This window comes from Planomonospora sp. ID67723, assembly GCF_015711605.1.
Taxonomy (GTDB): Bacteria; Actinomycetota; Actinomycetes; order Streptosporangiales; family Streptosporangiaceae; genus Planomonospora_A.
Window position 1 is genome coordinate 973,458 of the sequence record NZ_JABTEZ010000002.1, and the last position, 24,190, is coordinate 997,647.

The 24,190-nt window shown below is 71.3% G+C and carries 23 protein-coding genes and 1 riboswitch; of the genes, 14 read left to right on the plus strand and 9 right to left on the minus strand.

Annotated elements, in window-relative coordinates:
- Positions 1–11 precede the first annotated feature (11 nt).
- The 5 genes from HS041_RS17055 to HS041_RS17075 form a co-directional block, all read right to left on the minus strand.
- Positions 12–1,097, minus strand: coding sequence for an ABC transporter ATP-binding protein (locus tag HS041_RS17055; protein WP_196441659.1), 1,086 nt, complete (start codon positions 1,095–1,097; stop codon positions 12–14).
- Positions 1,094–2,095 carry an ABC transporter ATP-binding protein gene (locus HS041_RS17060; RefSeq protein WP_196441660.1) on the minus strand — a complete coding sequence of 334 codons (1,002 nt, stop codon included), beginning with the start codon at positions 2,093–2,095 and terminating at the stop codon, positions 1,094–1,096. The genes HS041_RS17055 and HS041_RS17060 overlap by 4 nt, the downstream gene beginning before the upstream one ends.
- Positions 2,096–2,109: 14 nt before the next feature.
- On the minus strand, positions 2,110–3,090 hold the full coding sequence (locus HS041_RS17065) for an ABC transporter permease (RefSeq protein WP_196441661.1): 981 nt from the start codon (positions 3,088–3,090) through the stop codon (positions 2,110–2,112).
- 79 nt (positions 3,091–3,169) lie between these two features.
- Positions 3,170–4,945, minus strand: coding sequence for an ABC transporter substrate-binding protein (locus HS041_RS17070; RefSeq protein WP_196441662.1), 1,776 nt, complete (start codon positions 4,943–4,945; stop codon positions 3,170–3,172).
- 16 nt (positions 4,946–4,961) lie between these two features.
- A complete protein-coding gene (locus HS041_RS17075) occupies positions 4,962–5,963 on the minus strand; it encodes an ABC transporter permease (protein WP_196441663.1) in 1,002 nt (333 codons plus the stop codon).
- Positions 5,964–6,285: 322 nt separating this feature from the next.
- Here HS041_RS17075 and HS041_RS17080 point away from each other — a divergent pair, with 322 nt between their 5' ends.
- The 7 genes from HS041_RS17080 to HS041_RS17110 all read left to right on the plus strand — a co-directional run bounded on the left by HS041_RS17080 (position 6,286) and on the right by HS041_RS17110 (position 12,465).
- Positions 6,286–7,095, plus strand: coding sequence for an oxygenase MpaB family protein (locus tag HS041_RS17080; protein ID WP_196441664.1), 810 nt, complete (start codon positions 6,286–6,288; stop codon positions 7,093–7,095).
- A 269-nt stretch (positions 7,096–7,364) separates the two neighbouring features.
- Positions 7,365–7,495, plus strand: a riboswitch (FMN riboswitch).
- Between the two features lie 101 nt (positions 7,496–7,596).
- Positions 7,597–8,766, plus strand: coding sequence for a bifunctional diaminohydroxyphosphoribosylaminopyrimidine deaminase/5-amino-6-(5-phosphoribosylamino)uracil reductase RibD (ribD, locus tag HS041_RS17085; RefSeq protein ID WP_230879098.1), 1,170 nt, complete (start codon positions 7,597–7,599; stop codon positions 8,764–8,766).
- A gap of 12 nt (positions 8,767–8,778) precedes the next feature.
- Entirely contained in the window at positions 8,779–9,387 is a 609-nt protein-coding gene (locus HS041_RS17090) for a riboflavin synthase (RefSeq protein ID WP_196441665.1), read from the plus strand.
- Positions 9,384–10,046: a nicotinamide mononucleotide transporter family protein gene (locus tag HS041_RS17095; RefSeq protein ID WP_196441666.1), complete on the plus strand. Its 663-nt coding sequence runs from the start codon at positions 9,384–9,386 to the stop codon at positions 10,044–10,046. The genes HS041_RS17090 and HS041_RS17095 overlap by 4 nt, the downstream gene beginning before the upstream one ends.
- Positions 10,047–10,048: 2 nt before the next feature.
- Positions 10,049–11,257 carry a bifunctional 3,4-dihydroxy-2-butanone-4-phosphate synthase/GTP cyclohydrolase II gene (locus HS041_RS17100; RefSeq protein ID WP_196442541.1) on the plus strand — a complete coding sequence of 403 codons (1,209 nt, stop codon included), beginning with the start codon at positions 10,049–10,051 and terminating at the stop codon, positions 11,255–11,257.
- Positions 11,258–11,413: 156 nt separating this feature from the next.
- Entirely contained in the window at positions 11,414–11,884 is a 471-nt protein-coding gene (gene ribH / locus HS041_RS17105; RefSeq protein WP_196441667.1) for a 6,7-dimethyl-8-ribityllumazine synthase, read from the plus strand.
- A 122-nt stretch (positions 11,885–12,006) separates the two neighbouring features.
- The gene (locus tag HS041_RS17110; protein ID WP_196441668.1) at positions 12,007–12,465 is read left to right on the plus strand and encodes a PH domain-containing protein; all 459 of its coding nucleotides are present in this window, start codon (positions 12,007–12,009) and stop codon (positions 12,463–12,465) included.
- A 53-nt stretch (positions 12,466–12,518) separates the two neighbouring features.
- Here HS041_RS17110 and HS041_RS17115 read toward each other — a convergent pair whose 3' ends face one another.
- From HS041_RS17115 to HS041_RS17125, 3 genes are all read right to left on the minus strand, one after another.
- Positions 12,519–14,870: a putative bifunctional diguanylate cyclase/phosphodiesterase gene (locus tag HS041_RS17115; RefSeq protein ID WP_196441669.1), complete on the minus strand. Its 2,352-nt coding sequence runs from the start codon at positions 14,868–14,870 to the stop codon at positions 12,519–12,521.
- 106 nt (positions 14,871–14,976) lie between these two features.
- Entirely contained in the window at positions 14,977–15,645 is a 669-nt protein-coding gene (locus HS041_RS17120; RefSeq protein WP_196441670.1) for a potassium channel family protein, read from the minus strand.
- Positions 15,638–16,978, minus strand: a complete 1,341-nt coding sequence (locus HS041_RS17125) for a TrkH family potassium uptake protein (RefSeq protein WP_307845333.1) — start codon at positions 16,976–16,978, stop codon at positions 15,638–15,640. Before HS041_RS17125 ends, HS041_RS17120 begins: the two co-directional genes overlap by 8 nt.
- Before the next feature lie 115 nt (positions 16,979–17,093).
- On the opposite strand from HS041_RS17125, the gene HS041_RS17130 reads away from it, so the two are divergent.
- The 3 genes from HS041_RS17130 to HS041_RS17140 are packed head-to-tail and all read left to right on the plus strand — an operon-like array spanning position 17,094 to position 19,694.
- Entirely contained in the window at positions 17,094–17,987 is an 894-nt protein-coding gene (locus HS041_RS17130; RefSeq protein ID WP_196441671.1) for an AAA family ATPase, read from the plus strand.
- Entirely contained in the window at positions 17,974–19,134 is a 1,161-nt protein-coding gene (locus HS041_RS17135; RefSeq protein WP_307845334.1) for a vWA domain-containing protein, read from the plus strand. The genes HS041_RS17130 and HS041_RS17135 overlap by 14 nt, the downstream gene beginning before the upstream one ends.
- The gene (locus HS041_RS17140; RefSeq protein WP_196441672.1) at positions 19,131–19,694 is read left to right on the plus strand and encodes a nucleotidyltransferase family protein; all 564 of its coding nucleotides are present in this window, start codon (positions 19,131–19,133) and stop codon (positions 19,692–19,694) included. The genes HS041_RS17135 and HS041_RS17140 overlap by 4 nt, the downstream gene beginning before the upstream one ends.
- 38 nt (positions 19,695–19,732) lie before the next feature.
- On the opposite strand, the gene HS041_RS17145 is transcribed toward HS041_RS17140, so the two are convergent.
- Positions 19,733–20,608 carry an endonuclease/exonuclease/phosphatase family protein gene (locus HS041_RS17145; protein ID WP_196441673.1) on the minus strand — a complete coding sequence of 292 codons (876 nt, stop codon included), beginning with the start codon at positions 20,606–20,608 and terminating at the stop codon, positions 19,733–19,735.
- A gap of 287 nt (positions 20,609–20,895) precedes the next feature.
- Between HS041_RS17145 and HS041_RS17150 the strand changes: the two genes are divergently transcribed.
- From HS041_RS17150 to HS041_RS17160, 4 genes are all read left to right on the plus strand, one after another.
- A complete protein-coding gene (locus HS041_RS17150; RefSeq protein ID WP_196441674.1) occupies positions 20,896–21,936 on the plus strand; it encodes an LLM class F420-dependent oxidoreductase in 1,041 nt (346 codons plus the stop codon).
- Between the two features lie 382 nt (positions 21,937–22,318).
- Positions 22,319–22,525, plus strand: a complete 207-nt coding sequence (locus HS041_RS17155; RefSeq protein ID WP_196441675.1) for a hypothetical protein — start codon at positions 22,319–22,321, stop codon at positions 22,523–22,525.
- 161 nt (positions 22,526–22,686) lie between these two features.
- Positions 22,687–22,749, plus strand: coding sequence for a putative leader peptide (locus HS041_RS40450; RefSeq protein WP_374058864.1), 63 nt, complete (start codon positions 22,687–22,689; stop codon positions 22,747–22,749).
- 77 nt (positions 22,750–22,826) lie between these two features.
- Positions 22,827–24,128 carry a dicarboxylate/amino acid:cation symporter gene (locus HS041_RS17160; protein WP_307845335.1) on the plus strand — a complete coding sequence of 434 codons (1,302 nt, stop codon included), beginning with the start codon at positions 22,827–22,829 and terminating at the stop codon, positions 24,126–24,128.
- Positions 24,129–24,190: the final 62 nt, after the last annotated feature.

The window sequence follows — 24,190 nt, forward strand, 5'->3', positions numbered from 1 at the left end:
CGCGGTGCCTCTCAGGCGAGGGCCGGATCCAGCACCACGTCGTCGCCGTGGACGGTCGGCGCCTCGGGGAAGTGGCACGCGGTCAGGTGCCCCTCCCGGTTGCCCTCCAGCCGGACCAGCGGCGGCTCCTCGCTGGCGCACTTCTCCTGCGCCTTCCAGCACCGGGTGCGGAACCGGCAGCCGGACGGCGGGTCGATCGGGGAGGGCACGTCCCCGGCGAGGCGGATGCGCTCACGCGGCCCTGCCGTCGACGCCGCCGCCGGATCCGCCTCCACCTCGGGCACCGCCGAGAGCAGCGCGTGGGTGTAGGGGTGGCGGGGCCGCCGGTAGAGGGAGTCCCGGTCGGCGACCTCGACGATCTTGCCGAGATACATGACCGCGACCCGCTGGGAGAAGTGCCGGACCACCGCCAGGTCGTGCGCGATGAACAGGAACGCGATGCCCAGCTCGCGCTGGAGCGCCTGGAGCAGGTTGACGACCTGGGCCTGGATGGAGACGTCCAGCGCCGAGACCGGCTCGTCGGCGACGATCAGCCTCGGGTTCAGGGCGAGCGCGCGGGCCACCCCGATGCGCTGGCGCTGACCGCCGGAGAACTCGTGGGGGAAGCGGTTGTAGTGCTCGGGGTTGAGCCCGACGATCTCCAGCAGTTCCCGCACCCGCCGGTCCCGGCCGCCCGGCGGGTCGATGCCGTTGACCTCCATCGGGCCGCGGATGATGCCGCCCACGGTGTGCCGGGGGTTGAGCGACGAGTACGGGTCCTGGAAGATCATCTGAATCTCGGACCGGATCGGCTTCAGCTCCCGGCGGCTCGCGTGGGTGATGTCGCGCCCGCCGTACCGGATGGCGCCTCCGGTCGGCTCCAGCAGCCTCGCGACCAGCCGCCCGGTGGTGGACTTGCCGCACCCGGACTCGCCGACCAGCCCGAGGGTCTCCCCCGCGTGCACGGTCAGGTCGATGCCGTCGACCGCGTGCACCCGGCCGACCTGCCGCTTGAAGACGAAGCCGCCCGTGACCGGGAAGTGCTTCTCCAGCCCGGACAGCTCCAGCAGCGGCTCGGCCGCCTTCCCCGCCGCGGACCCGGTTCCGGTCTCCTTCATCGCACGATCTCCCGCTTCTGGGCGAGGGTCAGATAGCACGCGTCGCCGTGGCCGCGGTGCGGGGACAGTTCGGGCCGCTCGCTCCGGCACAGCTCGGGACCGGCCAGGTCCGTGTAGTCGCACCGGGGGTGGAACGGGCAGCCGGGCGGCACGTTGACCAGGCTCGGCGGGGTGCCGCGGACCGGCAGGAGCGGTACGTCCACCGGGGCGCTCAGCCGGGGCATGGAGGTCAGCAGGCCCCAGGTGTAGGGGTGGCGGGGCTCGCGGAGGACTTCGCGGACGGTGCCGCGCTCCACCGCCCGCCCGGCGTACATCACCAGGACCTCGTGGGCGGTGCCGGCCACCACGCCCAGATCATGGGTGATCATGATGATCGCGGTGCCGGTCTGCTCCTGCAGGTCCCGCAGCAGGTCCAGGATCTGGGCCTGCACGGTCACGTCGAGGGCCGTGGTCGGCTCGTCGGCGATCAGCAGGTCCGGGTCGCAGACCAGGGCCATCGCGATCATCGCGCGCTGCCGCATGCCGCCGGAGAACTGGTGGGGGTAGTCGTCCACGCGGACCTTGGGCTGCGGGATGCCGACCCGGGTGAGCATCTCGATCGCCCGGTCCCGGGAGGCGGCGCGGCTCGCCCCGGTGTGCCTGCGGAAGACCTCCCCGATCTGCCTGCCGATCGTGTGGTACGGCGAGAGCGAGGTCAGCGGGTCCTGGAAGATCATGGCGACCTTGTTGCCGCGGAGTCTCTCCATGGTGGAGCGGGAGGCGCCGATCAGCTCCTCGCCGTCCAGCCGGATCTCGCCGCTGATCTTGGCGGTCTCCGGGTTGTGCAGGCCGAGCACGGCCAGGTTGGTCACCGACTTGCCGGAGCCGGACTCGCCCACGATGCCCAGCGTGGTGCCCTTCTCCACGTCGAAGGAGAGCCCGTCCACCGCGTGGACGACGCCGTCCTCGGTGTGGAAGTCGACGGTCAGGTCTCGGACCGAGAGGAACGGGGTTGACACGGTGTTCGAGGCTCCTAGCTCAGCCGTACTCGGGGGTCGATGAAGGCGTACAGGGCGTCCACGACGATGTTGAACACGATGATCGCCCCGGCCGCCACGAGCACCGTCGCCATCAGGACCGGCAGGTCGGAGTCGGTGACGGCGTTGATGGACAGCCGCCCGAGCCCCTGCAGGCCGAAGGTGGTCTCGGTGATGATGGCGCCGCCGATGAGCGCTCCGAGGTCGACGCCGAAGATGGTGACGACGGTCGTCAGGGTGCCGCGCAGCGCGAAGCGCATCACCACGCTGCGTCCCTTCATGCCCTTGGCCCGCGCGGTGCGCACGTAGTCCTCGCCGAGCTGCTCCACCATCGTCGAGCGGGTCATCCGGGTGTAGTTGGCGGTGAAGATGATCGACAGCACGACCCAGGGCAGCGCCAGCCCGGAGGCCCAGGCGAGCGGGTCCTCGGTGAAGGGCAGGTACTGCGGCCGGGCCAGGATCTGGTTCTTGTAGACCAGGAAGTAGAGCGCCAGCGTGCCGACGAAGTAGATCTGCAGGGAGAAGCCGATCAGCGACGAGACGCTGGCGATCTTGTCCAGCGGCCGGCCCTGGTTCAGCGCCGCGATGATGCCGGTGGCGACGCCGAACACGAGGAAGACGGCGGCCGCGCCGATGGTGAGGGAGATGGTGACCGGCAGCCGGTCCAGGATCGTCTCGAAGACCGGAGCCTGGTTGACGAAGGAGTAGCCCAGGCAGGGGGCCGGGCAGTACCCCAGCCCTCCGTAGTCGCGCCCGGCGAAGATGCCGGTCAGCCAGGCGGTGAACTGGGCGAACAGCGGCTGGTCCAGGCCCAGGTTGTGCCGGGCCTGCTCCAGCAGCTCCGGCGGGCAGACCTTGCCGCAGGCGAGCCGGGCGGGGTCGGAGGGGATGGCGAAGAAGAGGAAGAACGTGATGGCGGCGATGATCACCAGGGTGACCGCGGCGCCGAGGGTGCGACGGGTGAGGAAACGGAGCATCGACTGCTTCCCGACGGGAGGGGTCTGGACCGCTGCGGTCCGGGGGCCGCGCCTCGACGGCGCGGCCCCCGGACCACGGTCACTGCTTGACGAAGATGGTGTTCGGCGAGACGATCCAGAACTGCGGATCGATCTCGGCGCCGCCCACCTTGGAGCCGTGAAGGGTGTTGGCGATCCGGTTCTCGGCGACGACCAGCGGGGTGATCGTCTCCTGGATCTTCTTGTCCAGCGACATCCACGCGGCGTTCGCCTCGTCGATGTCGGCCATCGCCGTGATCTTGTCCATCTCCTCGGTGAGCGCCGGGTCCTTCAGGTGCGCGTAGTTCGGCGCGCCGTCGGCGACGGGCCCGAAGACGATCGGCAGGACCGTGGAGCCCGACGGCCAGTCGGCGCCCCAGCCGCCCCAGTACAGGTCGAACTCGTTCTTCACCAGGCCGATGGAGTCGTAGTAGGTCTTGCGGTCCAGCGGCTTGGCGACGACCTTGATCCCGGCCTTCTCCAGGGCGCTCCTGATCACGACGGTGACCTGCTCGTTGAGAGGCGTCTGGTTGTAGGCGTAGACGATGGTCGGGGTGGGGTCGCTCGACTGGGCCAGCAACTCCTTGGCCTTGGCGATGTCGCCCTCGGGTTTGGCCGTCTTGCCGAACAGGTCGTAGGGCTCGTAGCCGGCGGTGGTGTTCTCGTTGAGGATCGTGGTCGGCAGCGCCGCCGCGGCCGGGCCCCCGTAGACCTGCTGGATCTGCTTGGACGGCCAGGCGTGGTTGATCGCCTGGCGGATCTTGATGTCCTTCACCCGGTCGAGGTTGAAGTAGTAGTAGTTACCGTACGGCGAGGGGCTCTTCAGCAGGCGCGGGGCCAGGGAGGCGTCGCCGAGGACCTGCTGGAGCCGCTCCGGCGGGACGGTGGCGTAGAAGGTGAACGCCGTCTGGTCGGGCCCGGCGTCGGCGATGAGGCGGTCGGTGATCTGGATGTTCTCCTGACCGAACTCCATGTGCCACTTGTCGGGGTAGGCGCCCCGGATCGGGTCGGTCGCCGCGTCCCAGTTGGGGTTGCGCTCCAGGTCGAGTGTCTTGTCGACGATGTGGCTCTTGATGATGTACGGCCCGCTGGAGAAGGGCTCCTTGTCGTACTTCTCCTTGGTGTCCTTGGCCTTGGGCACGATGGCGTAGCCGCCCATCGCGAAGGCGTAGTTCGCGTCGGCGTGCGGCGTCTTGAACTTGAAGACGACCGTCTTGTCGTCGGGCGTCTCGATGGCGTCCAGGCGCTTGCCGTCGTAGGGGCCCTGGTAGGCCTTCTTGTGATCGACCTCGGTCAGCCACTGCTGGATGTAGGTCGGGCCCTGGGTGATGAACGGTGCGAACGTCCGCTCGATCGTCCACTTCACGTCCTCGGACGTGATCGCCGAGCCGTCCTGCCACTTCACCCCGTCCTTGAGGGTGAACGTCCAGGTCTTGCCGCCGTCGGAGACGGTGCCCGCGTCGGTGGCCAGGTCGCCGACCAGCTTGTAGTCGCCCTTGGCGACGCGCTTGTAGCCGGTCAGGCCCCGGTGGATCAGCAGGCCGAAGTTGGTCGCGGTGTTGACGTAGCTCTGCCCGGGGTCGAAGTGGGCGAAGTCGTCCCTGTCGATCATGGTGACGGTGCCGCCCCTGACGACGCCTTCGGGCTCGATGGCCGGGCCCTTGGAGTCCTCGGCCGTGCCGACGGTGATCGTCGGAGGCTTGTACGGCTCCGCGGCGGCGCTGGGCGCGCCACTGGAGGTGGCGGGCGCGCCCTGGTTGCCCTCGGCGCACGCGCCGGTGAGCACGAGCAGGCCGACAGCGAGTGCGGCCACGGTCGACCGCTTGCGGACTGTCATCTCTCTCCTATCAGGTCTAGCGCTTGATCTTGGGGTCGAAGGCGTCGCGGACCGAGTCGCCGAGGAGGTTGAAGGCGATGACGAAGATCAGCAGGGCGACACCGGGGAAGATGAGGTAGGTGATGTCGTTGTGGTAGACCTGGGTGCCGCGCAGGAACATGCGGCCCCAGTCGGGGATGGGCTCGATCATGCCGACGCCGAGGAACGACAGCGCCGCCTCGGCCGTGACGAGGGCGGGGAGCAGGAGCGTCGCCTGGATGAGGATCGGCGTCCACAGGTTGGGCAGCAGTTCCTTGAAGATGATCCGCGCGGGGGAGGCCCCGGTGACCCGGGCGGCCTCGACGAACTCCCGCTCGCGCAGCGAGAGCACCTGGCCGCGCAGGATCCGGGCTATGCCGGCCCACTGGAAGGCCGTCAGCATGACGATCAGCGTCACCGCGCGGAGCCAGACCGGAGTCTCCTCATCCGGGCTGACGAAGACGTTCTCCACGACCGGCATGAACGCGATGATGAACAGGGTGGACGGGAACGACAGGGTGATGTCGATCACGCGGCCGATGGCGTAGTCCGTCTTCCCCCCGGCGTACCCGGCGACGATGCCCATCACGATGCCGATCGCGGTGACCAGGACCGTCGCGGCGGCGGCGATCAGCAGTGAGGTCCTGATCCCGTAGACGAGTTGCATGAAAACGTCACGGCCCAGGTTGGGCTCGATGCCGAACCAGAACTCCGAGCTGACCCCGCCGTTGGGCAGGACCGGATATCCGAAATCGTTCAGCAGGCCGGGGGTGTCCTGGCCGTACAGGGTGTACGGGTCTTTTCCGTAGAGCCAGGAGATGGCCGGGGCGAGCGCCGCGACGAGGAGGAAGAAAACGACGACGGCGGCGGACGCGACGCCGGTCCGGTCGCGGCGGAAACGCAGCCACATCAGCCGGCCGGGTGAACGGCCCGTCGTTTCCGGTGCCTTCGCGGCCAGGGTCTTGCCGGGTTCGGCTGTGGCCGGCGCAGGGATGGTCATCGGGTGGAGGCCCCCATGAGCAACGGTGGTTCGGGATCTGGGGGAACCATCGCAAAAGCCGTCCTCCCAATCAATGGGAACGGCGCCCCGCATTTTATCGTTGTACAAATTCGATACGGTCGTTGCGGTAATTCCGTTGACGTGGGACCGGGGTGGGATGAAACAATTGAATTCCCCCCGGATTTGTTATTCACGGATCTGTGACATGTTTATGACGCGGCTATGATGACCTTGTCCCGGTTCTGTCCGGGGAATGTCACGGTTCCGTGGCGTGTGAGGCCCGGCCGGATGGGGTAACCACTTGCTTACGAGGAGGTGGCCCATGGATCACGGGTTGTTCGGGCCGGGTTCGGTGACCTGGCGGGTGATGGGGGAGCCGATCCTGCTGGTCGGAGGCTTCCGGGCGCTGCTCATGCAGGGCCTGCACCCGCGGGCGATGCGCGGGGTGGCGCAGAACTCCGCGCTCATGGATCCGGCCGAGGCGTGGTCCCGCTTCACCCGCACCACCGAGTTCGTCCGGGTGCGCACCTACGGCACGAGCGCCGAGGTCGCCCGGGCCGGAGCCAGGGTCCGGAAGATCCACTCCAAGCTCACCGCCCTCGACCCCGACACCGGCGAGCGCTTCCGCCTGGACGACCCCGACGCGCTGCGCTGGGTGCACGTCGGCGAGGTCGACTCCTACCTGTCGGTGGCCCGCCGCGCCGGAGTGCCCCTGACCGACGCCGAGGCCGACCGGTTCGTGGCCGAGTGGCGCCGCGCCGCGGAGGTCGTCGGCCTGCGGCCCGAGGACGTCCCCGGGTCGGTCGCCGAGATGCGCGACTACATCGGCGCCTGCCGGCCGGGTCTCTACTTCGCCCCCGAGGTCCCCCATCCTCTGCGCCAGTCGCTCAACGCGCCGCTTCCGCCGAGGCTGCTCCCGTTCAAGCCGGTCCTGCCCGCGCTCACCCTGCTCGCCTTCGCCACCCTGCCGCGCTGGGCCCGCCGGCTGTACGGCCTGCCCGCCACGCCGGTCGGCGACCTGTGGGCGACGGTCACCCTGAAGACCCTGCACGCGGGGATCGGCCTGGTCCCCGCACCGGTCAGGTACGCTCCCGACGCCCGGCGAGCCCGGCGGCTGAACGCCGCGGCGTGACGGCCGCAGGGGTGACCCCTACGAAGGCCGCAGGGCGACCCCTGTTTGGCGGGCGCGCAGGTCGGCCGTGAGGACGCCCGGCGGCCGGGACCTGCCGGCGGAGGTCCGCCCCGGCCTGCGACGATCTCGCCGAGCGGCCGGCATCCGGGTCGCTATTGACCAAGCGCTCGCTTGGTTCATATCCTGGAGGCAGGTTCCGTCCGGTTTGCCGGACGTGGCACACTGATGTACGGGAGCGTGCCCGCCAGGGCGCGCGACCCGCAAGAGAGCAGCGTGCTCCGGGGTCGGTGAAAGTCCGAACCGGCGGTTAAAGTCCGCGACCCGGTCGAAGCCATCGACCGGTTGACCTGGTGAAATTCCGGGACCGACGGTTAAAGTCCGGATGGGAGGAAGCGCGCGAGCGGAGAGTGCCGTCAGGGCACCTCCGCCGACGGGAGCTGTGCGCCCGTCATCCCCGGGGCCCGCCGTGGCAAAAAGCTACTGGCGAGTAGGAGGCCCGGGTTGAGCCAGCCGACCCCCGGCGACGGTGCACCGTCGCGTCCCGGAGATCCCGAACGTGCGGCCGACCTCGCCCACATGCGCAGGGCCGTCGCCCTCGCCGCACGCGGGCGCGGCACCACCAGCCCCAACCCCGTCGTCGGCTGCGTCATCCTGGACGCCCGCGGCCGCGTCGCCGGGGAGGGCTTCCACGCCTACGCCGGAGGGCCGCACGCCGAGGTGGTCGCGTTGCGCGCCGCGGGGGAGGGGGCCCGCGGCGGCACCGCCTACGTGACCCTCGAACCGTGCGACCACACCGGCAGGACGGGGCCCTGCTCGGAGGCCCTGCTGCGGGCCGGGATCGCCCGCGTGGTCGTGGCGGTGGCCGACCCCAACCCCGAGGCGGCGGGCGGCGCGGACCGGCTGCGCGCGCACGGCGTCGCCGTCGAGACCGGTGTGCTCACCGGGGAGGCCGAGCGGGGCAACGCCGAGTGGCTGGCCTCGGTCCGGCTCGGCAGGCCCCACGTCACCTGGAAGTACGCCGCGACGCTGGACGGACGCTCGGCCGCCGCCGACGGCACCAGCCAGTGGATCACCTCACCCGAGGCGCGCGCCGACGTGCACCGCCTCCGCGCCGAAGCGGACGCGGTCGTCGCGGGCATCGGGACCGTCCTGGCCGACGACCCCCGCCTGACCGCCCGGCCGCCCGGAGCCGGCGGCTCCGGCGAGGCCGTCCGCGCGGGGGGCTCCGCGAGGCCCCCGCTGCGCGTGGTCGTGGACAGCCGGGCCCGGACGCCGCTCTCGGCCAGGGTCCTGGACGGAGAGGCCCCGACGCTGGTGGCGGTCGCCGAGGACGCCGACGCGGCGGAGCTGGAAAAGCGCACCGAGGTGGTACGGCTGCCGCGGCGCGGGCCGTACGGCATCGACCTGCGCGCGCTCCTGACCGAGCTGAGCCGCCGCCGGATCGTCGGTGTGCTGCTGGAAGGCGGGCCGACCCTGGCGGGTTCTTTCCTGAGAGAGGACCTGATCGACCGGGTCGTCGGCTATCTCGCCCCGGCGCTGCTCGGCGAGGGCGCCGCCGCGCTCGGCCCGGCGGGCGTCGCGACGATCGCCGCGACCCGCCGCCTGGAGTTCGAGGACATCACCCCCGTAGGGCCGGACCTGCGCCTGACCGCCCGGCCGGCACCCCGTTAAGGAGCAGTGAGAGTGTTCACCGGAATCATCGAAGAGCTGGGGGAGATATCCTCCGTCGAACCGCTGCGGGACGCCGCGCGGATGGCGATCCGAGGCGAGGTCGTCACCGCCGACGCCCGCCACGGCGACTCGATCGCGGTCAACGGCGTCTGCCTGACCGTGGTGGACGTCACCGGCGAGGTGTTCACCGCCGACGTCATGAAGGAGACCCTGGACCGCAGCAGCCTCGGCGCGCTGCGCCCCGGTTCCCCGGTCAACCTGGAACGCGCGGTCCGCGCCGACCAGCGTCTCGGCGGTCACATCGTCCAGGGGCACGTGGACGGCACCGGCACGCTGCTGTCGAGGGAGCCGGACGAGCACTGGGAGGTCGTGCGGATCTCGCTGCCGGACGGGCTCAACCGCTACGTGGTCGAGAAGGGCTCGATCGCGGTGGACGGCGTCAGCCTCACCGTGGCGGGCGTGGACGCCGAGGCGTTCTGGGTCAGCCTGATCCCGACCACCCTGGCGCTGACCACCCTGGGCGCCAAGCAGCCCGGCGACCCGGTCAACCTCGAGGTCGACGTGATCGCCAAGCACGTGGAGAAGCTCGTCGGCGCCTACGGACTGGGAGGCCGGGCGTGAACTGGGCACAGGCGGGATTCGAGCTGTTCGGGGTCAAGGTCCTCTGGACCGACCTGGTCGGCAACGTGGCCGCGCTGGCCACCGTGCTGCTGGCGATCCGCAAGTCGATCTGGACCTGGCCGGTGCAGCTGACCGGTTCGGTCCTGCTGCTCGTCGCCTCGATCAGCGCCCACATCACCGGCAACGCCCTCAAGCAGGTCATGTTCGGGGTGCTGGCGGTCTACGGCTGGTGGAAGTGGTCGCGCGGTACCTCCGGCGGGCAGGAGCTGGCCGTACGGCCGGCGACCTCGTTCGAGCGGCTCGCCCTGGTCGCGGTGATGCTCGCGGGCACCGCCGTGGCGGGCGTGTTGTTCTACGTGTTCAAGCTGTCGTGGGGCGTGAAGGCCCCCGGGCTCCAGGGGTACGCCCTCGTCGCCGCCGACGCCTACATCTTCGTCGGCAGCGCGGTCGCGACCTGGGCGCAGGGCCGTGCCCTGGTCGACTTCTGGATCATCTGGGTGGCCGTCGACCTGGTCGGCGTGCCGCTGGCGTTCAGCTCGGGACTGTATGTGTCAGGGGCCGTGTACGGGATCTTCTTCGTGCTCGTGCTCGTCGGATTCGCCAACTGGCTCAAGGAGTACCGCTCCCGGAGCGTGCTCGTTCTTAAGGAGGCCGCGTGACCATGCTGGACCCGATCGAGCGGGCGATCGCCGACATTCGCGACGGCAGGCCCGTCGTGGTCGTCGACGACGAGAACCGCGAGAACGAGGGCGACATCATCTTCGCCGCGGCGAAGGCCACTCCGGAGTTGCTGGCCTTCACCATCCGGCACACCAGCGGCGTCATCTGCGTCTCGATGCCCGGCGAGGACCTCGACCGGCTCGGCCTGCCGCTGATGGTCCACGACAACCGCGAGCGCATGCGCACCGCCTACACGATCAGTGTGGACGCCCGCGACGGCGTGACCACCGGCATCTCGGCCTCCGACCGGGCCAGGACCATCCGCACCCTGTGCGACTCGGCGACCGAGCCGTTCGAGCTGGTCCGGCCCGGCCACGTCTTCCCGCTGCGCTACCGGGAGGGCGGCGTGCTGGTCCGGCGCGGCCACACCGAGGCGGCCGTCGACCTGTCCCGGCTGGCAGGGCTGAGCCCGGCGGGCGCGCTCGCCGAGGTCGTCAACGACGACGGGACCATGAAGCGCCTGCCGGAGCTGCGCGAGTTCTGCGACGAGCACGGCCTGGCGCTGGTCTCCATCGAGCAGCTGGTGGAGTTCCGGCGCAGGACCGAGCAGATGGTGACCCGGGTCGCCGAGACGCTGATCCCCAACCGCCACGGGATGTGGCGCGCCTACGGCTACTCCAGTGCCCTGGACGGCGGCGAGCACCTGGCCCTGGTCTACGGCGACCTCGGCGACGGGGAGGACATCCTGGTCCGGGCGCACTCCGAGTGCCTCACCGGGGACGTGCTCGGCTCGCTGCGGTGCGACTGCGGGGTGCAGCTGGACCACGCGATGGCGCGGATCGCCGAGGAGGGGCGCGGGGTGGTGGTCTACCTGCGCGGGCACGAGGGGCGCGGGATCGGGCTGCTGGCCAAGCTGCGCGCGTACGGCCTGCAGGACAACGGCAGCGACACCGTGGACGCCAACCTGGAGCTCGGCCTGCCGGTGGACGCCCGCGAGTTCTCCAACGCCGGGCAGATGCTCGCCGACCTGGGTGTGAAGTCGGTCCGGCTGCTGACCAACAACCCGGCCAAGATGCGCGGCATGGACGGCTACGGGGTGAAGGTCCTGGGCCGCGAGGCGACGCCGGTGGCGATGAACCCGTACAACGAGAAGTACCTGCTGGCCAAGCGCGACCGCCTGGGCCACGACATCGGGGAGGAGATCGCATGAGTGAGCGGAGCGAGCGAGTCAGTGGGTGCTGTGTGTCCGCGAATGCGGGCTCCGAGCCCCTGGGTGAGGAGATCGCATGAGTGAGCGGAGCGAGCGAGTCAGTGGGTGCTGTGTGTCCGCGAATGCGGGCTCCGAGCCCCTGGGCGAGGAGATCGTATGAGTGGAGAGGGAAGGCCGGGGGCGGAGGCGGTCGCGGCCGAGGGGCTGACCGTGGGGATCGTGGCCGCCCGCTGGCACGAGAAGATCACCGACCAGCTCGTCGCGCGGGCCGTGCAGGCCAGCCGGGACAGCGGCGCGAGCGCGACCGTGATCCGCGTGGCCGGGTCCCTGGAGATCCCGGTGGTGGCCCAGGCGCTGGCCCGCAAGCATGACGCGGTGGTGGCGCTGGGCGCGGTGATCCGCGGTGAGACGGCCCATTTCGACTACGTCTGCGACTCGGTGACCTCGGGGCTGACCCGGATCGCCCTGGACGAGGAGACCCCGGTCGGCAACGGCGTGCTGACCTGCGAGACGGTGGACCAGGCGCTCGACCGGTCCGGGTTGCCCGGCAGCCACGAGGACAAGGGATATGAGGCCACCGTCGCCGCGCTGGAGACCGCTGTGCTCCTCCGCGGGCTGCGGGGCTGACCGTGACGCCGGGCGGTGCGGAGCCGCCCGGCGCCGGTGGCGTGAGCGGGGGCGCCGAGGGCGTGCGGTAGGTTTCCATCGGCGTCCGACCGGCCGTTTCGTCGAAGGAAAGTGATCTGCAGGTGAGCTCCGAGAGGGTCCCCCCGCCCGCCCTGCCCGTCGTGTGGCGGCCGAGGAAGGGCCGGATCGTGGCGTACGGGCTCGCCGCGCTGCTCATGGTGGGGGCCGTGGTGATGGCGGTCTTCCTGCCGCCGCCGTTCAAGCTCCCGGACAAGATCGGGGTGATCCTGTTCGCCGGGCTGGTCGCCTGGGTGCTGCACCTTCTGGGCCGGTGCAGGGTGGAGGCCGACGAGCGGGGGATCACCCTGGTCAACGCCCTGCGGGTGCACCGCTACGAGTGGCCGGAGGTGCTCTCGGTCACGCTGGTCGAGGGCGAGCCCTGGGCGAAGATCGACTTCTCCGACGGGATGACCATCGGGGCGATGGGACTCCAGGGGTCGGAGAAGGCGCGGACCGCCTACCAGGTCATGGAGCTCGCCGCCCTCATCCACGAGCGTGGCGAGGCCGACGAGGTCCGCTGACCGCTCGGGGGCTGTGGTGACGGGCCGTGCGGAGCACGCCCCGTCACCGTGACCTATCCGGCCAGCGCGGGCCGTTCCCAGGAGCTCGGGTCCGGGCTCTCGGCGCGCGTGTCCAGAATCTGCTCGATGTTGCCGACCGACAGCGGCGGCGCGAAGTGGAAGCCCTGGGCCAGCCGGTAGCCCAGCTGGTACAGCCGTTCCGCCTGCTCGGCGGTCTCCACGCCCTCGGCCACCGCCCGCAGCCGCATCACCTGGGCGATGTGCGCCAGCGAGCTGGCGATCGCCGCCTGCTCGGCGGTGCCGGTCACCCCGTCGATGAACAGCTTGTCGACCTTCAGCACGTCCACCGGGCAGGTGCGCAGCAGGCCCAGAGAGGAGTGCCCGGTGCCGAAGTCGTCCAGGGCGATGGGCACGCCCAGTGCCTGGACGGCCTGCACCGTCTCCAGCGCGGGCCCGCCGTCGAACACGGCCGTCTCGGTGATCTCCAGCAGCAGGTCGGCCGGACGCAGCCCGGTCGCCTCCAGCGCCTCGGCCACCGTCTGCCCGAACGCCGGCTCACGCAACTGCCGGGCCGAGACGTTCACACTCATCTTCGCCGGCGCCGCATCGCCGTAGCGCTGCTTCCAGGCCGCCATCTGCCGGCAGGCCTCACCCAGCACCCAGGCCCCCACCTCCACGATCATCCCGGTGCGCTCGGCCACCGGGATGAACTCCGCCGGAGAGACCAGACCCCGCTCGGGATGGCGCCAGCGCACCAGCGCCTCCACCCCCGACAGCCCCCCGCCGGGCAGCGTGACCACCGGCTGGTACAGCAGGAACAGCTCCCCGGCGCTCAGCGCGTGCCGCAGCTCCGCGCCCACCCGGGCGTGCTCCACCGCCCGGGTGTCCATGTCGTCGGTATAGCGCACATAACGGCTCTTGCCCTGCTCCTTGGCGGCGTACATGGCCACGTCGGCGCGGCGCAGCAGCTCGCTGGCGTCCATGCCGGACCCGCCGTCGACCAGGCCGATGCTGGCCTGCACCAGCAGCTCGTGACCGCTCGCACGCACCGGGGCGCCGAGCGCCGCGATGATCCGCTCGGTGATCCGGTCGGCCTCGGCGGAGGTGACGTCGCGCAGCAGCACCGCGAACTCGTCGCCGCCCAGCCGCGCCACCGTGTCGCCGCGCCGTACGCATTCGCGCAGCCGGTCGGCCACGGCCACCAGCAGGGCGTCGCCGACCGCGTGGCCGAGCCGGTCGTTGACGGTCTTGAAGTCGTCCAGGTCGATCAGGGCCAGCGCGACGCCGCGGTGCGGGGACTCCGCCAGCGCGCCCACGGCCCGGTCGGTGAACAGGGCCCGGTTGGCCAGCCGGGTCAGCGCGTCGTGGGTGGCCTGGTGGGACAGCTGGTCCTGGAGGCTGGCGTTGTCGTAGAAGGACACGATCTGGCGGAGCACCACCAGGGCGGTGATCGCGATCGTCCCGGCCGCGATCACACCGATCTGCGGGTCGGACTGGTGGGCAGAGATCAGCAGCAGGATGTCGGCTGCCGCGACCGCCGCGTACGGCAGCAGGCTGAACGGCCGCCGCCCCCGCTGCGGGGCGGCGGCCGGCGCGGCCGCGACCCGGCGCTGCCGTTCGACGGCCAGGCCGGTGAAGAAGGCGATGAGCGGGACGCCGACGTGAGTGGTGGCGAGGTAGGGCTTGGCGTGCAGGAGCGGGGCGAGCGCGCTGCTCGCCGCGCCCGCGACGACCGACATCCCCAGGGCCGTCAGGACGCTGCGGTGCAGCGGGCCGGCGCCGGTCAGCACCAGCTTGACGGCGGTGAGCACCTCGACGAAGCACAGCGCGATGACCAGGAGCACGGTCCAGGACGAACCCGTGGCGTCCATCACGTCCGGCCCGGCGCGCAGCACCAGGTGCCATGCGAACAGCGCCGCGGCCAGCATGACGACTCCCGCGTCGAGCCCCAGAGTCAGCAGCGCCCTGCGGGAGCGCTGCCTGATCGGCAGCTTCAGCAGCGCCCAGATGGTGATCAGCAGGGCGCCGAGGTACAGCCCCATGGTCAGCGGCCCGACGTACCGCATCGAGACGCCCGGTGTGGTGAACATGTCATAGACGCCGTTCACCAGTCCGGCCGAGAGCAGCGCCATGGAGATGCCGAGCCGCCGCCAGAACGTCCGTCCCACCGGGGTCAGCGACGCGGATCGCGAGACGCGCACGCATGCCGTCGCGGCGAGGAGGACGGAGACGACCACCGGGATCCAGGCCACCATGGGCCACGCCGGAGGCAGCACCAGACCGAGGGCGAACCAGCCGAGGCTGAACACGCAGATCGCGCCGAGCGTCCACAGCATGGGCCGTGCCCGGGCGCGGTCCAGGAGGGCGCTCGGCGATGCGGGCCATCCCCGCAGAGCACCTGTCATCGTTCAACCCTCCGTCGCACCTCGGCCATCCTCCGTGACGGAGGTAACCATCGGCGGGCGGGGGCCGGTTCTGAGGGGTTCGCCTCCCCGGAGCCGCGCAGGAGGGTCAGGTCTCCTCGGAGAACCGCTCGGTCTTGTCGGTGTCCCCCGCCACGAGCAGGGTGTCGCCGGAGCGGATGACGGTCTCGGAGGTGGCGTAGGTGAATCCGGTGCCGGGTTTCTTGACGCCGACCACGGTCACGCCGTACTGGCTGCGGATGCCGAGCTCGGCCAGGCTCCTGCCGTCGGCCCAGCCGGGCGCCTTGGTCTTGACCAGCGCGTAGCCCTCGTCGACCTCGACGTAGTCGAGCATCCGTCCGGTGACCAGGTGCGCGACGCGCTCACCCATGTCGGCCTCGGGCTGCACCACGTGGTGGGCGCCGACCCGCTCCAGGATCCGGGCGTGCTGGCGGCTGATGGCCTTGGCCCAGATGTCGCGCAGACCGAGGTCGATCAGGATCGAGGTGGTCAGCACGCTCGACTCGATGTCGGTGCCGATGCCGACCACGGCCCGGCCGAACTCGGCGACGCCGAGCTGCGCCATCGCCTCGGAGTCGGTGGAGTCGGCGCAGACGACGTGGGTGAGCCGCCCGGAGAGCTCCTGGACGTTGCGGGAGTCGTTGTCGACGCCGAGCACCTCGACGCCGCGCACGGCGAGCTCGGTGGCGAGCGCGCCGCCGAACCGGCCGAGACCGATGACCACCACCGCGTCGCCGCGGTCTGCATTGTCAGCCAACGAGGGGTCGCTCCTCCGGATAGCGGAACCTGCGGGTCTGGACGTGCAGGGCGAGCGCGGCGCCGAGGGTCACCGGGCCCAGCCTGCCGACGAACATCAGGGTGGTCAGGACCAGGTGCCCGGCGGCGCCCACGTCCGCGGTGATCCCCGTGGAGAGCCCGACCGTGCCGAACGCGGAGACCACCTCGAACAGTACGCGGTCGAGGGCGAACGGCGTGAGCATCATCATCACCAGCGTGCCGATGACCACGGCGGCCACGCTGACCAGGGCGATGGTGAGCGCCTGCCGCTGCAGCTGCTCGGAGATGCGGCGGCGTCCCGCCGTGACGTCGGGCTCGCCCCGCAGCTCCGCCAGGATGACGTAGCCGAGCAGCGCGAACGTGGTCACCTTGATGCCGCCACCGGTGCTGGCGCTGCCCGCGCCGATGAACATCAGCACGTCGCTGACCAGCCAGGAGTTCTCGTGCAGCTGGGAGGTGTCGACCGAGTTCAGGCCTCCGCTGCGGGTCATCGCGCTGTGGAAGAACCCGGCCAGGATGCGCAGGCCGGGCGTGAGCGGGCCGAACGTCGCCGGGTTGTTCCACTCCAGGACCATGATGACCAGGGCGCCGCCGAACAGCAGGATCGCGGTCATCCCCAGCGTCATCTTGGCGTGCAGCGACCAGCGGGAGGGCCGCCGCCAGTCCTTGCCCAGCACGGCGTAGACGGGGAAGCCGAGCCCCCCGGCGACCACGGCCAGTATCAGCGGCAGGCAGATCCACACGTCGCCGACGAAGCGCATCATGCTGTCGGGCCAGAGCGCGAACCCGGCGTTGGTGAACGCCGAGATCGAATGGAAGACCCCGTAGTAGGCGGCTCGGCCGAGCGGCTCGCCGTACCCGATCATGAAGCGGGCGGCGAGGACCACGGCCGTCACCGCCTCCACCACCAGGGTGACCTTGGCCACGCCCGCGATCACCTGGCGGACGTCGCCCGGCCCGAGGGTCTTGGTCTCGGCCTGGGCGTTGAGCCGCGCGCGCAGGCCGAGCTTCCCGGAGACGATCAGCGCCAGGATCGAGGCGAGCGACATGATGCCGAACCCGCCGATCTGGATCAGGGTGAGGATCACGACCTCGCCGAAGACCGTCCAGTGCGCGGCGGTGTCGTGCATGGCCAGGCCGGTGACGCACACCGCGGAGGTCGCGGTGAACAGCGCCGAGACCCAGGAGGACTCCTGGCCCTCCGCGACGGCGACCGGCAGCGAGAGCAGCGCCGTACCGGCCGCGATCACCGCGAGGAATGCGACGACGACGACTCTCGACGGAGTGTTGATCTGCCTGGACGCGTACCCCACCGGGAGAGGATACGCCCTGTCCGCCTCCGGTCCGATCATTCGTACGGTGCCCGTCATGTCGCCCCCGGAGGGCGCGCCCTGGCTCTCCGGGATCACCCGGACGTAACCTGGGACGATGCTGAGGCGGACAATCACGGCGCCGGAGGTCACCTCACCCGGGCGGCTGGCGGAGCTGCTCGACCGGGAGGCCTACCTGGCGGGGGAGGGGCTGGCCACGGCGGCGTTCCTCGCGCTGCGGATGGGCCGTCCCCTGTTCCTGGAGGGCGAGGCCGGGGTCGGCAAGACCGAGCTGGCCCGCGTGCTCGCCACCGTGCTGGACGCGCCGCTGATCCGGCTGCAGTGCTACGAGGGCCTCGACGGCCCGCAGGTCCTCTACGACTGGGACTTCGCCCGCCAGCTCCTGCACCTCAAGGCCGCCGAGGCCGGCGGGGTCACCGACGCCGCCCGGCTGGAGGGAGAGGTCTACGACCGGCGCTTCCTGATCGCCAGGCCGCTGCTGCGGGCCGTCGAGACCCAGCCCTGCGTGCTGCTCATCGACGAGATCGACCGGGCGGACGTCGAGTTCGAGGCGATCCTGCTGGAGGTCCTGTCCGATTTCGCGATCTCCGTCCCGGAGCTGGGCACGATCCGCGCCCAGACCCCGCCGGTGGTCGTGCTGACCTCCAACCGCACCCGCGAGGTCCACGACGCGCTGAAACGGCGCTGCCTCTACCACTGGCTGGAGCACCCCTCCTTCGATCGGGAGGTGGCGATCCTGCTGCGTAGGCTCCCGGAGTGCTCGCGGGCCCTCGCCGAGCAGGTCGCCGGGGTGGCCGGGAGGCTCCGCGGGGCGGGCCTGGTCAAGCCGCCGGGGATCGCCGAGTCCCTCGACTGGACCGAGGCGCTGCTCACCCTCGGCGCCCGTGAGCTGGACCCCGGCCTGGCCGCGGCCACGCTGGGCGCCCTGCTCAAGCACCGCGAGGACCACGAGGCCGTGCTGGGGAACGGGCTGCTCGGTGCCCCCCGCTGACGATCCCGCCGACGGCGTGATCGGAGACGGCGTGATCGGAGACATGGTCGCGGTCATGACGGGGTTCGCCAGGACGCTGCGGGCCGCCGGGGTCCCCGCCGACCACGAGCGGACCCAGGGCCTGCTGCGGGCCCTGTCCCACCTGGACGCCGCCCGGCCCGGCGACGTCTACTGGGCGGGCCGGCTCACCCTGTGCGCCTCCGCCGACGACCTGCCCCGCTACGACAGGGTGTTCCGGGCCTACTTCGGCGGCCTGCGCGCCGGCCGGGCGCGCCCGGCCGGCGTCACCGTCACCCGGCACACCGCGGACCTCTCCGGCGGGGCCCCGGGCGGACGGGAGGAGGGCCCGCCGCTCGCCGCCGGGGCGAGCCCGGCGGAGGTGCTGCGCCACCGCGACGTGGCGAAGATGACCGCGGCGGAGCTGGCCGAGGCGCACCGGCTGATCGCCCTGCTCGCGCCCGCGCGGGAGCGCCGCGAGTCGCGGCGCTTCCGGCCGTCGCGCCGGGGACGTCTCGACGCCCGCCGGACGATCCGGGAGACCCTCCGGCGGGGCGGGGAGATCGCGGCGCTCCGCTACCGGACGCACCGGACCAGGCCCCGCCGGGTGGTGCTGCTGGTCGACGTGAGCGGCTCCATGACGCCGTACGCCGACACACTGCTCCGCCTCGCCCACGCGCTGGTCCGGTCCGCGCCCCGCGCCACCGAGGTGTTCAGCGCGGGTACCCGGCTCACGCGGCTCACCGCGGAGCTGCGCCATCGTGACCCGGCCACCGCGATGGACGCCGTCTCGCGCGCCGTGCCCGACTGGAGCGGCGGCACCCGGCTCGGTGAGGAACTGCGCGGGCTGCTGGCCCTGGGCGACGCCCGGGGGGCGACGGTGGTGATCGCCTCCGACGGCTGGGAGCGCGGCGACGTCTCGCTGCTCGGTGCGGAGATGGCCAGGCTGTCCCGTACGGCGCACCGGGTGATCTGGGTGAACCCGCACAAGGGCCGGGAGGGCTATCAGCCGCTCACCGCGGGGATGCGCGCGGCGCTGCCGTACGTCGACGACTTCGTGGCCGGGCACAGCCTGGCCGCCTTCGAGGAGCTGGCCGGGATGCTGGCGGGGGCGTACGTCGGGTCGCCGCGGGGCAGGAGGTCTCCATGAGAACGGGGATCGCGGGGCTGCTGCTGGCGGCCGGATCGGGATCGCGCCTCGGCACGCCCAAGGCGCTGGTGGAGTTCCGCGGAGAGCGGCTGGTGGACCGGGGGGTCCGGCTCCTGCACGACGGCGGCTGCCATCCGGTGGTGGTGGTGCTCGGCGCGGCGACCGTGCAGGTGCGCGGCGCGGTGGCCGTGCGCAATCCCGACTGGCGCTCCGGGATGGGCTCCTCGCTCCGGGTCGGCCTGGAGGCGCTGCCCCCGGACGCCGGGCACGCGGTGATCGCGCTGGTGGACCAGCCGTTCATCGGGGTGCCGGCCGTCGAGCGGCTCGTCCGGGCGGCGCGGGACGGCGCCGCGGTGGCCGCGGCCACGTACGGCGGCGCGCCCAGGAACCCGGTGCTGATCGCCAGGGAGCACTTCGCGGAGGTCGCCCGGCTCGCCGTCGGCGACGTCGGGGCGCGGCCGTTCCTGCGCGCCCACCCCGAGCTGGTCGTCGCGATCGCCTGCGACGACGTCGGGGATCCCGCCGACATCGACACGCCCGCCGACCTCGCGCGGCTGTAGTCGTAGGTGACGCCGAATCGATCACTCCGCTGGAGGTTCTAAAGCCGCAGGGCGGCCACGGCGGCACGGTGGTCGCTGCCGGCGGCGGGCTCCACACCCGCGCTGGTCGCGGTGAGACCGCGGTAGAGGATGTGGTCGGGGCGGGTGACCGGGAAGGAGGCCGGCCAGGTGAAGCCGAAACCGGTGCCCGCCTCCTGGTGGGCGTCGGCGAGAGGAGGCACCAGGGCGGAGCGCTTGCGGTCGGTGGTGGCGGTGTTGAGGTCGCCGAGGACCAGGAGGTTCTCGCTGGCGTCTCGCTCGATGACCTGCCGGGCGTGGGCGAGGGTGTGATCCCGCTGGGCCGTCTTGCCGGGCCGGGCCGAGGCGAGGTGCATGACGTAGACCGTCACCTCGCCCTTGGGCGTCTCCACCACGGCGCGCAGCGCCCGGGTCCAGCTCAGGCCGATGTCCACCGCGCGGTGCTCGGTGATCGGGAAACGGCTCCACAGCCCGATCGTGCTGACCTGGATCCGGTGCGGGAAGCGACGGCTGAGCTCCTTGGCCGCCGGTCCTCCGGGGGTGAGCTCCTGGGCGGCGAACAGGTCCCGGCCCTTCGCCACGGCCCGCACGGCCCGCCCCGAGTCGGCGTTGGTCACGCCCACGTTGAGGGTGGCGACCGCCAGGTCGCTCGGCCCGCCCGGCGCGGTGCGCAGCAGGGCCGGGCCGAACATGACCCCCCACACCAGCGCGGGGAGCAGCGCGGTGACGATCACCTTCCACGACCGGGTGAGCAGCGCGCCGACGACCAGGAGGGGCACGGCCGCTCCCAGCCAGGGGAGCAGGCTCTCCAGAACGGGGGTGAAGCCGCCCAGCTCCGGCAGCAGGCGGTGTCCGGCGAGGACCAGGGCCAGGGCCCCCGCCACCACGATGATCATCCGTCTCAGGGTGCGCCTCCTTCTCCGCCGGGTGGGAAATGCATTCCCTGCCCCCGAAATGCGTAGGCTACCGGCCGGATGGGGAGCGTGCGCGGGCTCGGCTTCCGGTCTGGGACGGAAGGCGCGGGCCCGCTCTCCGGGGCCGGTACGGCGGGTGCCGGCCCGGCTCGCCGGCCCGGTCGGGCGGGCTCGGGCTTGGTGCTTGGCCGCCGACTCGATAGCCTTTGTTGCGGAGACAACGGAACAACATTCGGTTTCGCGGGCGCGAGCGGAAGGACGATCTCACGATGCGTATCGGTATGGCCCTGAACTACTCGGGGGGCTTCAAGGAGACCGTGGCCGAGCTGGCCGACTACGAGAAGGCCGGGCTCGACATCGTCTTCGTCGCCGAGGCCTACAGCTTCGACGCGGTCAGCCAGATGGGCTACATCGCGGCCCGGACCGAGCGGTTGCAGATCGCCTCGGGCATCCTGCCGGTCTACTCGCGGACCCCCACCCTGCTGGCCATGACCGCCGCCGGCATGGACTATGTCTCCGACGGCCGCTTCACCCTGGGCCTGGGCGCCTCCGGGCCGCAGGTCATCGAGGGCTTCCACGGCGTGCCGTACACCGCCCCGCTCGGCCGCACCCGCGAGGTCATCGAGATCTGCCGCCAGGTCTGGAAGCGCGAGCGCGTCAACTACGACGGCAAGCATTACACCATCCCCCTGCCCGCCGACCAGGGCACCGGGCTGGGCAAGCCCCTCAAGCTCATCAACCACCCGGTCCGCGAGCGCATTCCCGTCGTGATCGCCGCCATCGGACCCAAGAACGTCGAGCTCGCCGCCGAGATCGCCGAGGGCTGGGAGCCCATCTTCTACATGCCGGAGAAGGCCGCCGACGTCTGGGGTGCCTCCATCGCGGCCGGAAAGGCCAAGCGCGACCCCGCGCTCGGTGAGCTGGACGTCATCGCCCAGGCGAGCCTCGCCATCGGCGACGACGTCTCCGGCTGGCTGGAGCTCGGCCGTCCGATGGCCGCCCTCTACATCGGCGGCATGGGCGCCAAGGGCAAGAACTTCTACAACGACCTCGCGCGACGCTACGGCTACGAGAAGGAGGCCGAGCAGATCCAGGAGCTGTACCTGTCCGGCAAGAAGGACGAGGCCGCCGCGCTGGTCCCGCACGAGCTCCTGGAGTCGATGTCGCTGATCGGCTCGGAGGGCTTCGTCCGCGACCGCATCCAGGCGATGCGGGAGTCGGGAGTGACGACGATCAACGTCGCCCCGCTGGGCCGCACGCACGAGGAGCGCGTCCGGCTCATCGAGAAGGTCCGCGAGCTCGCCTCCTGAGACCCTGCAGGGCCTCCGCACGGCTGCGCAGGCCCGCGGCGGGGGCTCCGGGTGGCCGTTCATTTCGAGCGGGCACCCGGAGCCCCCGCTTTTCTCGTTTTGGTACACGAGCGGTCGCGGAACGCTATGTCTTCCTTGAAGTCGCCAACTACTTCAAATCTCGTGGAGGCGTGAGCGAGCACGTCACAGTCCCGTGGTCCCGGCTTCCGCAGCAACCGAACCAGGTGGTCTCCCTCCTGGAGGAGGCGGCCGCCGTACGGCTCGCCCGCCGCGACGCCGAAGACCTGATCATCACCACGACGTCCCGGATGGACGTCGTGTTCCACGGAATCGAAGGCGTGGGCCGCTTCGCGGCGGCCCTGACGAGAACGGAGGAAGGAAGATGCTGGAGACCTCGATCTCCGAGGCGTCCGCCTGGGCGAGGGTGGTGCCCGACGACGCCGTGGCGGCGTTCGGGAAGGAGTTCGCGGAGATGCTCCACGGCTGCGCCGAACTCGGGCGGTTCGCCCCGCTGGGCACCCTGGTCGCGGGTTGGAGGAGACGCGGACGGTGCGGATCACCTGCGCGTCTCCCCGTCACCCCAAGATGACCGAGTAGGCCGCAAGGCCGTACCCGGCTCACGGACGGGCTGCTGGGCGCGGACCGTTCTGAGACGAAGGTTCACCGCCGTGATTCAGGTCACGTCGATAATGTGGAATCAGGCGTATTCACGGGCTGTTCAAACCCTCCGTGAGGTTCTCCCTGGTGCTCGTGCGGCTGGTCGGCCGGATCCATGTCGACCTGTGCCGCCTCAACGGCGATCTCTGTCGCTGAACGCGCATCCGCCTTTTCCTTCCTCACCCCGCATGACCGTGCCCGCTCCGGCATGCCCTTTTTCGAAAGTCGCGTTCGTGAAGAGACTCTCCTTCTCCCTGCAGTTGCTGCTGGGCCTCGTCGTCGGCGCCGCCCTCGGGTTCGTCGCCCGGGCCGGCGAGGTCACCTGGCTCGCCGACACGCTGACCGAGGTCGGCAAGATCTTCGTCCAGCTCCTCAAGCTCGCGGTCCCGCCGCTGGTCTTCACCGCCGTCGTGGTCAGTGTCGCCAACCTGCGCAACGTCAGCGGCGCCGCCAGGCTCGCCGGCAAGACCCTGCTCTGGTTCCTGCTCACCTCGCTGGCCTCGGTGGCCGCCGCCATCGGTCTCGGCCTGCTGATCAACCCGGGCCGGGGCGTCACCATCGCCACCGAGGGCGCCGAGGCCGTCGACCTGGAAGGCGCCGGAACCTGGATCGACTTCCTGACCGGCATCGTCCCGACCAACGTCGTCACCGCCTTCACCGAGCTCAACGTCCTCCAGATCGTCTTCCTGGGAGCCGTCCTCGGCGCCGCCGCGATGGCGGTCGGCGAGAAGGCCGAGCCGTTCCTCGCCTTCAGCCGCTCCGTCCTCGAACTGGTGCAGAAGGCCCTGTGGTGGGTCATCCGCCTGGCCCCGATCGGCACCGCGGGCCTGATCGGCAAGTCCGTGGCCACCTACGGCTGGGACCTGCTGGCCCCGCTGGCCAAGCTCAGCGCCGGGGTCTACATCGGCTGCGCCGTCGTTCTACTGGTGATCTACCCGCTGCTGCTCTCCCTCGTCGGCAGGGTCAGCCCGCTGACCTTCTACCGCAAGGCCTGGCCCGCCATCGAGCTGGCCTTCGTCTCCCGTTCCTCGATCGGCACCATGCCGCTGACCCAGCGGATCACCGTCGAGCGCCTCGGTGTCGACCGCGACTACGCCTCCTTCGCGGTGCCGTTCGGCGCCACCACCAAGATGGACGGCTGCGCCGCGGTCTACCCGGCGCTGGCCGCGATCTTCGTCGCCCAGGTGTTCGGCGTCCCGCTCGATCTCGGCGACTATCTGCTGATCGCGTTCGTCTCCGTGGTCGGCTCGGCCGCCACCGCGGGCCTGACCGGCGCGATCGTGATGCTCACCCTCACCCTGAGCACGCTCGGCCTGCCCCTGGAGGGCGTCGGCCTGCTGCTGGCCATCGACCCGATCCTCGACATGATCCGCACGGCCACCAACGTGACCGGGCAGATGGTCGTCCCCGTCCTGGTCGGCAGGGCCGAGGGCCGCCTCGACGGGACCGTCTTCAACGCCCCGCCGCAGTCCCTCGACGAGGCTTCCCGGGAGCACGCCGGGACCGGCAAGGACCGCGAGCTCGTCTCGGCCTGAGCCGTCCCTGAGCGAACGGGCGGGAGCCCTTCCGGCTCCCGCCCGCCGAGCCCCCGCCGCGC

Bases quoted from the DNA above. Each gene is read 5' to 3' on its own strand.
- HS041_RS17065 (WP_196441661.1), bottom strand. From the start codon at position 3,090: ATGCTCCGTTTCCTCACCCGTCGCACCCTCGGCGCCGCGGTCACCCTG.
- HS041_RS17100 (WP_196442541.1), top strand. From the start codon at position 10,049: ATGCTGGACCCGATCGAGCGGGCGATCGCCGACATTCGCGACGGCAGG.
- HS041_RS17075 (WP_196441663.1), bottom strand. From the start codon at position 5,963: ATGACCATCCCTGCGCCGGCCACAGCCGAACCCGGCAAGACCCTGGCC.
- HS041_RS17150 (WP_196441674.1), top strand. From the start codon at position 20,896: ATGCGTATCGGTATGGCCCTGAACTACTCGGGGGGCTTCAAGGAGACC.
- HS041_RS17055 (WP_196441659.1), bottom strand. From the start codon at position 1,097: ATGAAGGAGACCGGAACCGGGTCCGCGGCGGGGAAGGCGGCCGAGCCG.
- HS041_RS17115 (WP_196441669.1), bottom strand. From the start codon at position 14,870: ATGACAGGTGCTCTGCGGGGATGGCCCGCATCGCCGAGCGCCCTCCTG.
- HS041_RS17145 (WP_196441673.1), bottom strand. From the start codon at position 20,608: ATGATCATCGTGGTGGCGGGGGCCCTGGCCCTGGTCCTCGCCGGACAC.
- HS041_RS17070 (WP_196441662.1), bottom strand. From the start codon at position 4,945: ATGACAGTCCGCAAGCGGTCGACCGTGGCCGCACTCGCTGTCGGCCTG.
- HS041_RS17140 (WP_196441672.1), top strand. From the start codon at position 19,131: ATGAGAACGGGGATCGCGGGGCTGCTGCTGGCGGCCGGATCGGGATCG.
- HS041_RS17130 (WP_196441671.1), top strand. From the start codon at position 17,094: ATGCTGAGGCGGACAATCACGGCGCCGGAGGTCACCTCACCCGGGCGG.
- HS041_RS17080 (WP_196441664.1), top strand. From the start codon at position 6,286: ATGGATCACGGGTTGTTCGGGCCGGGTTCGGTGACCTGGCGGGTGATG.
- HS041_RS17155 (WP_196441675.1), top strand. From the start codon at position 22,319: ATGCTGGAGACCTCGATCTCCGAGGCGTCCGCCTGGGCGAGGGTGGTG.
- ribH (WP_196441667.1), top strand. From the start codon at position 11,414: ATGAGTGGAGAGGGAAGGCCGGGGGCGGAGGCGGTCGCGGCCGAGGGG.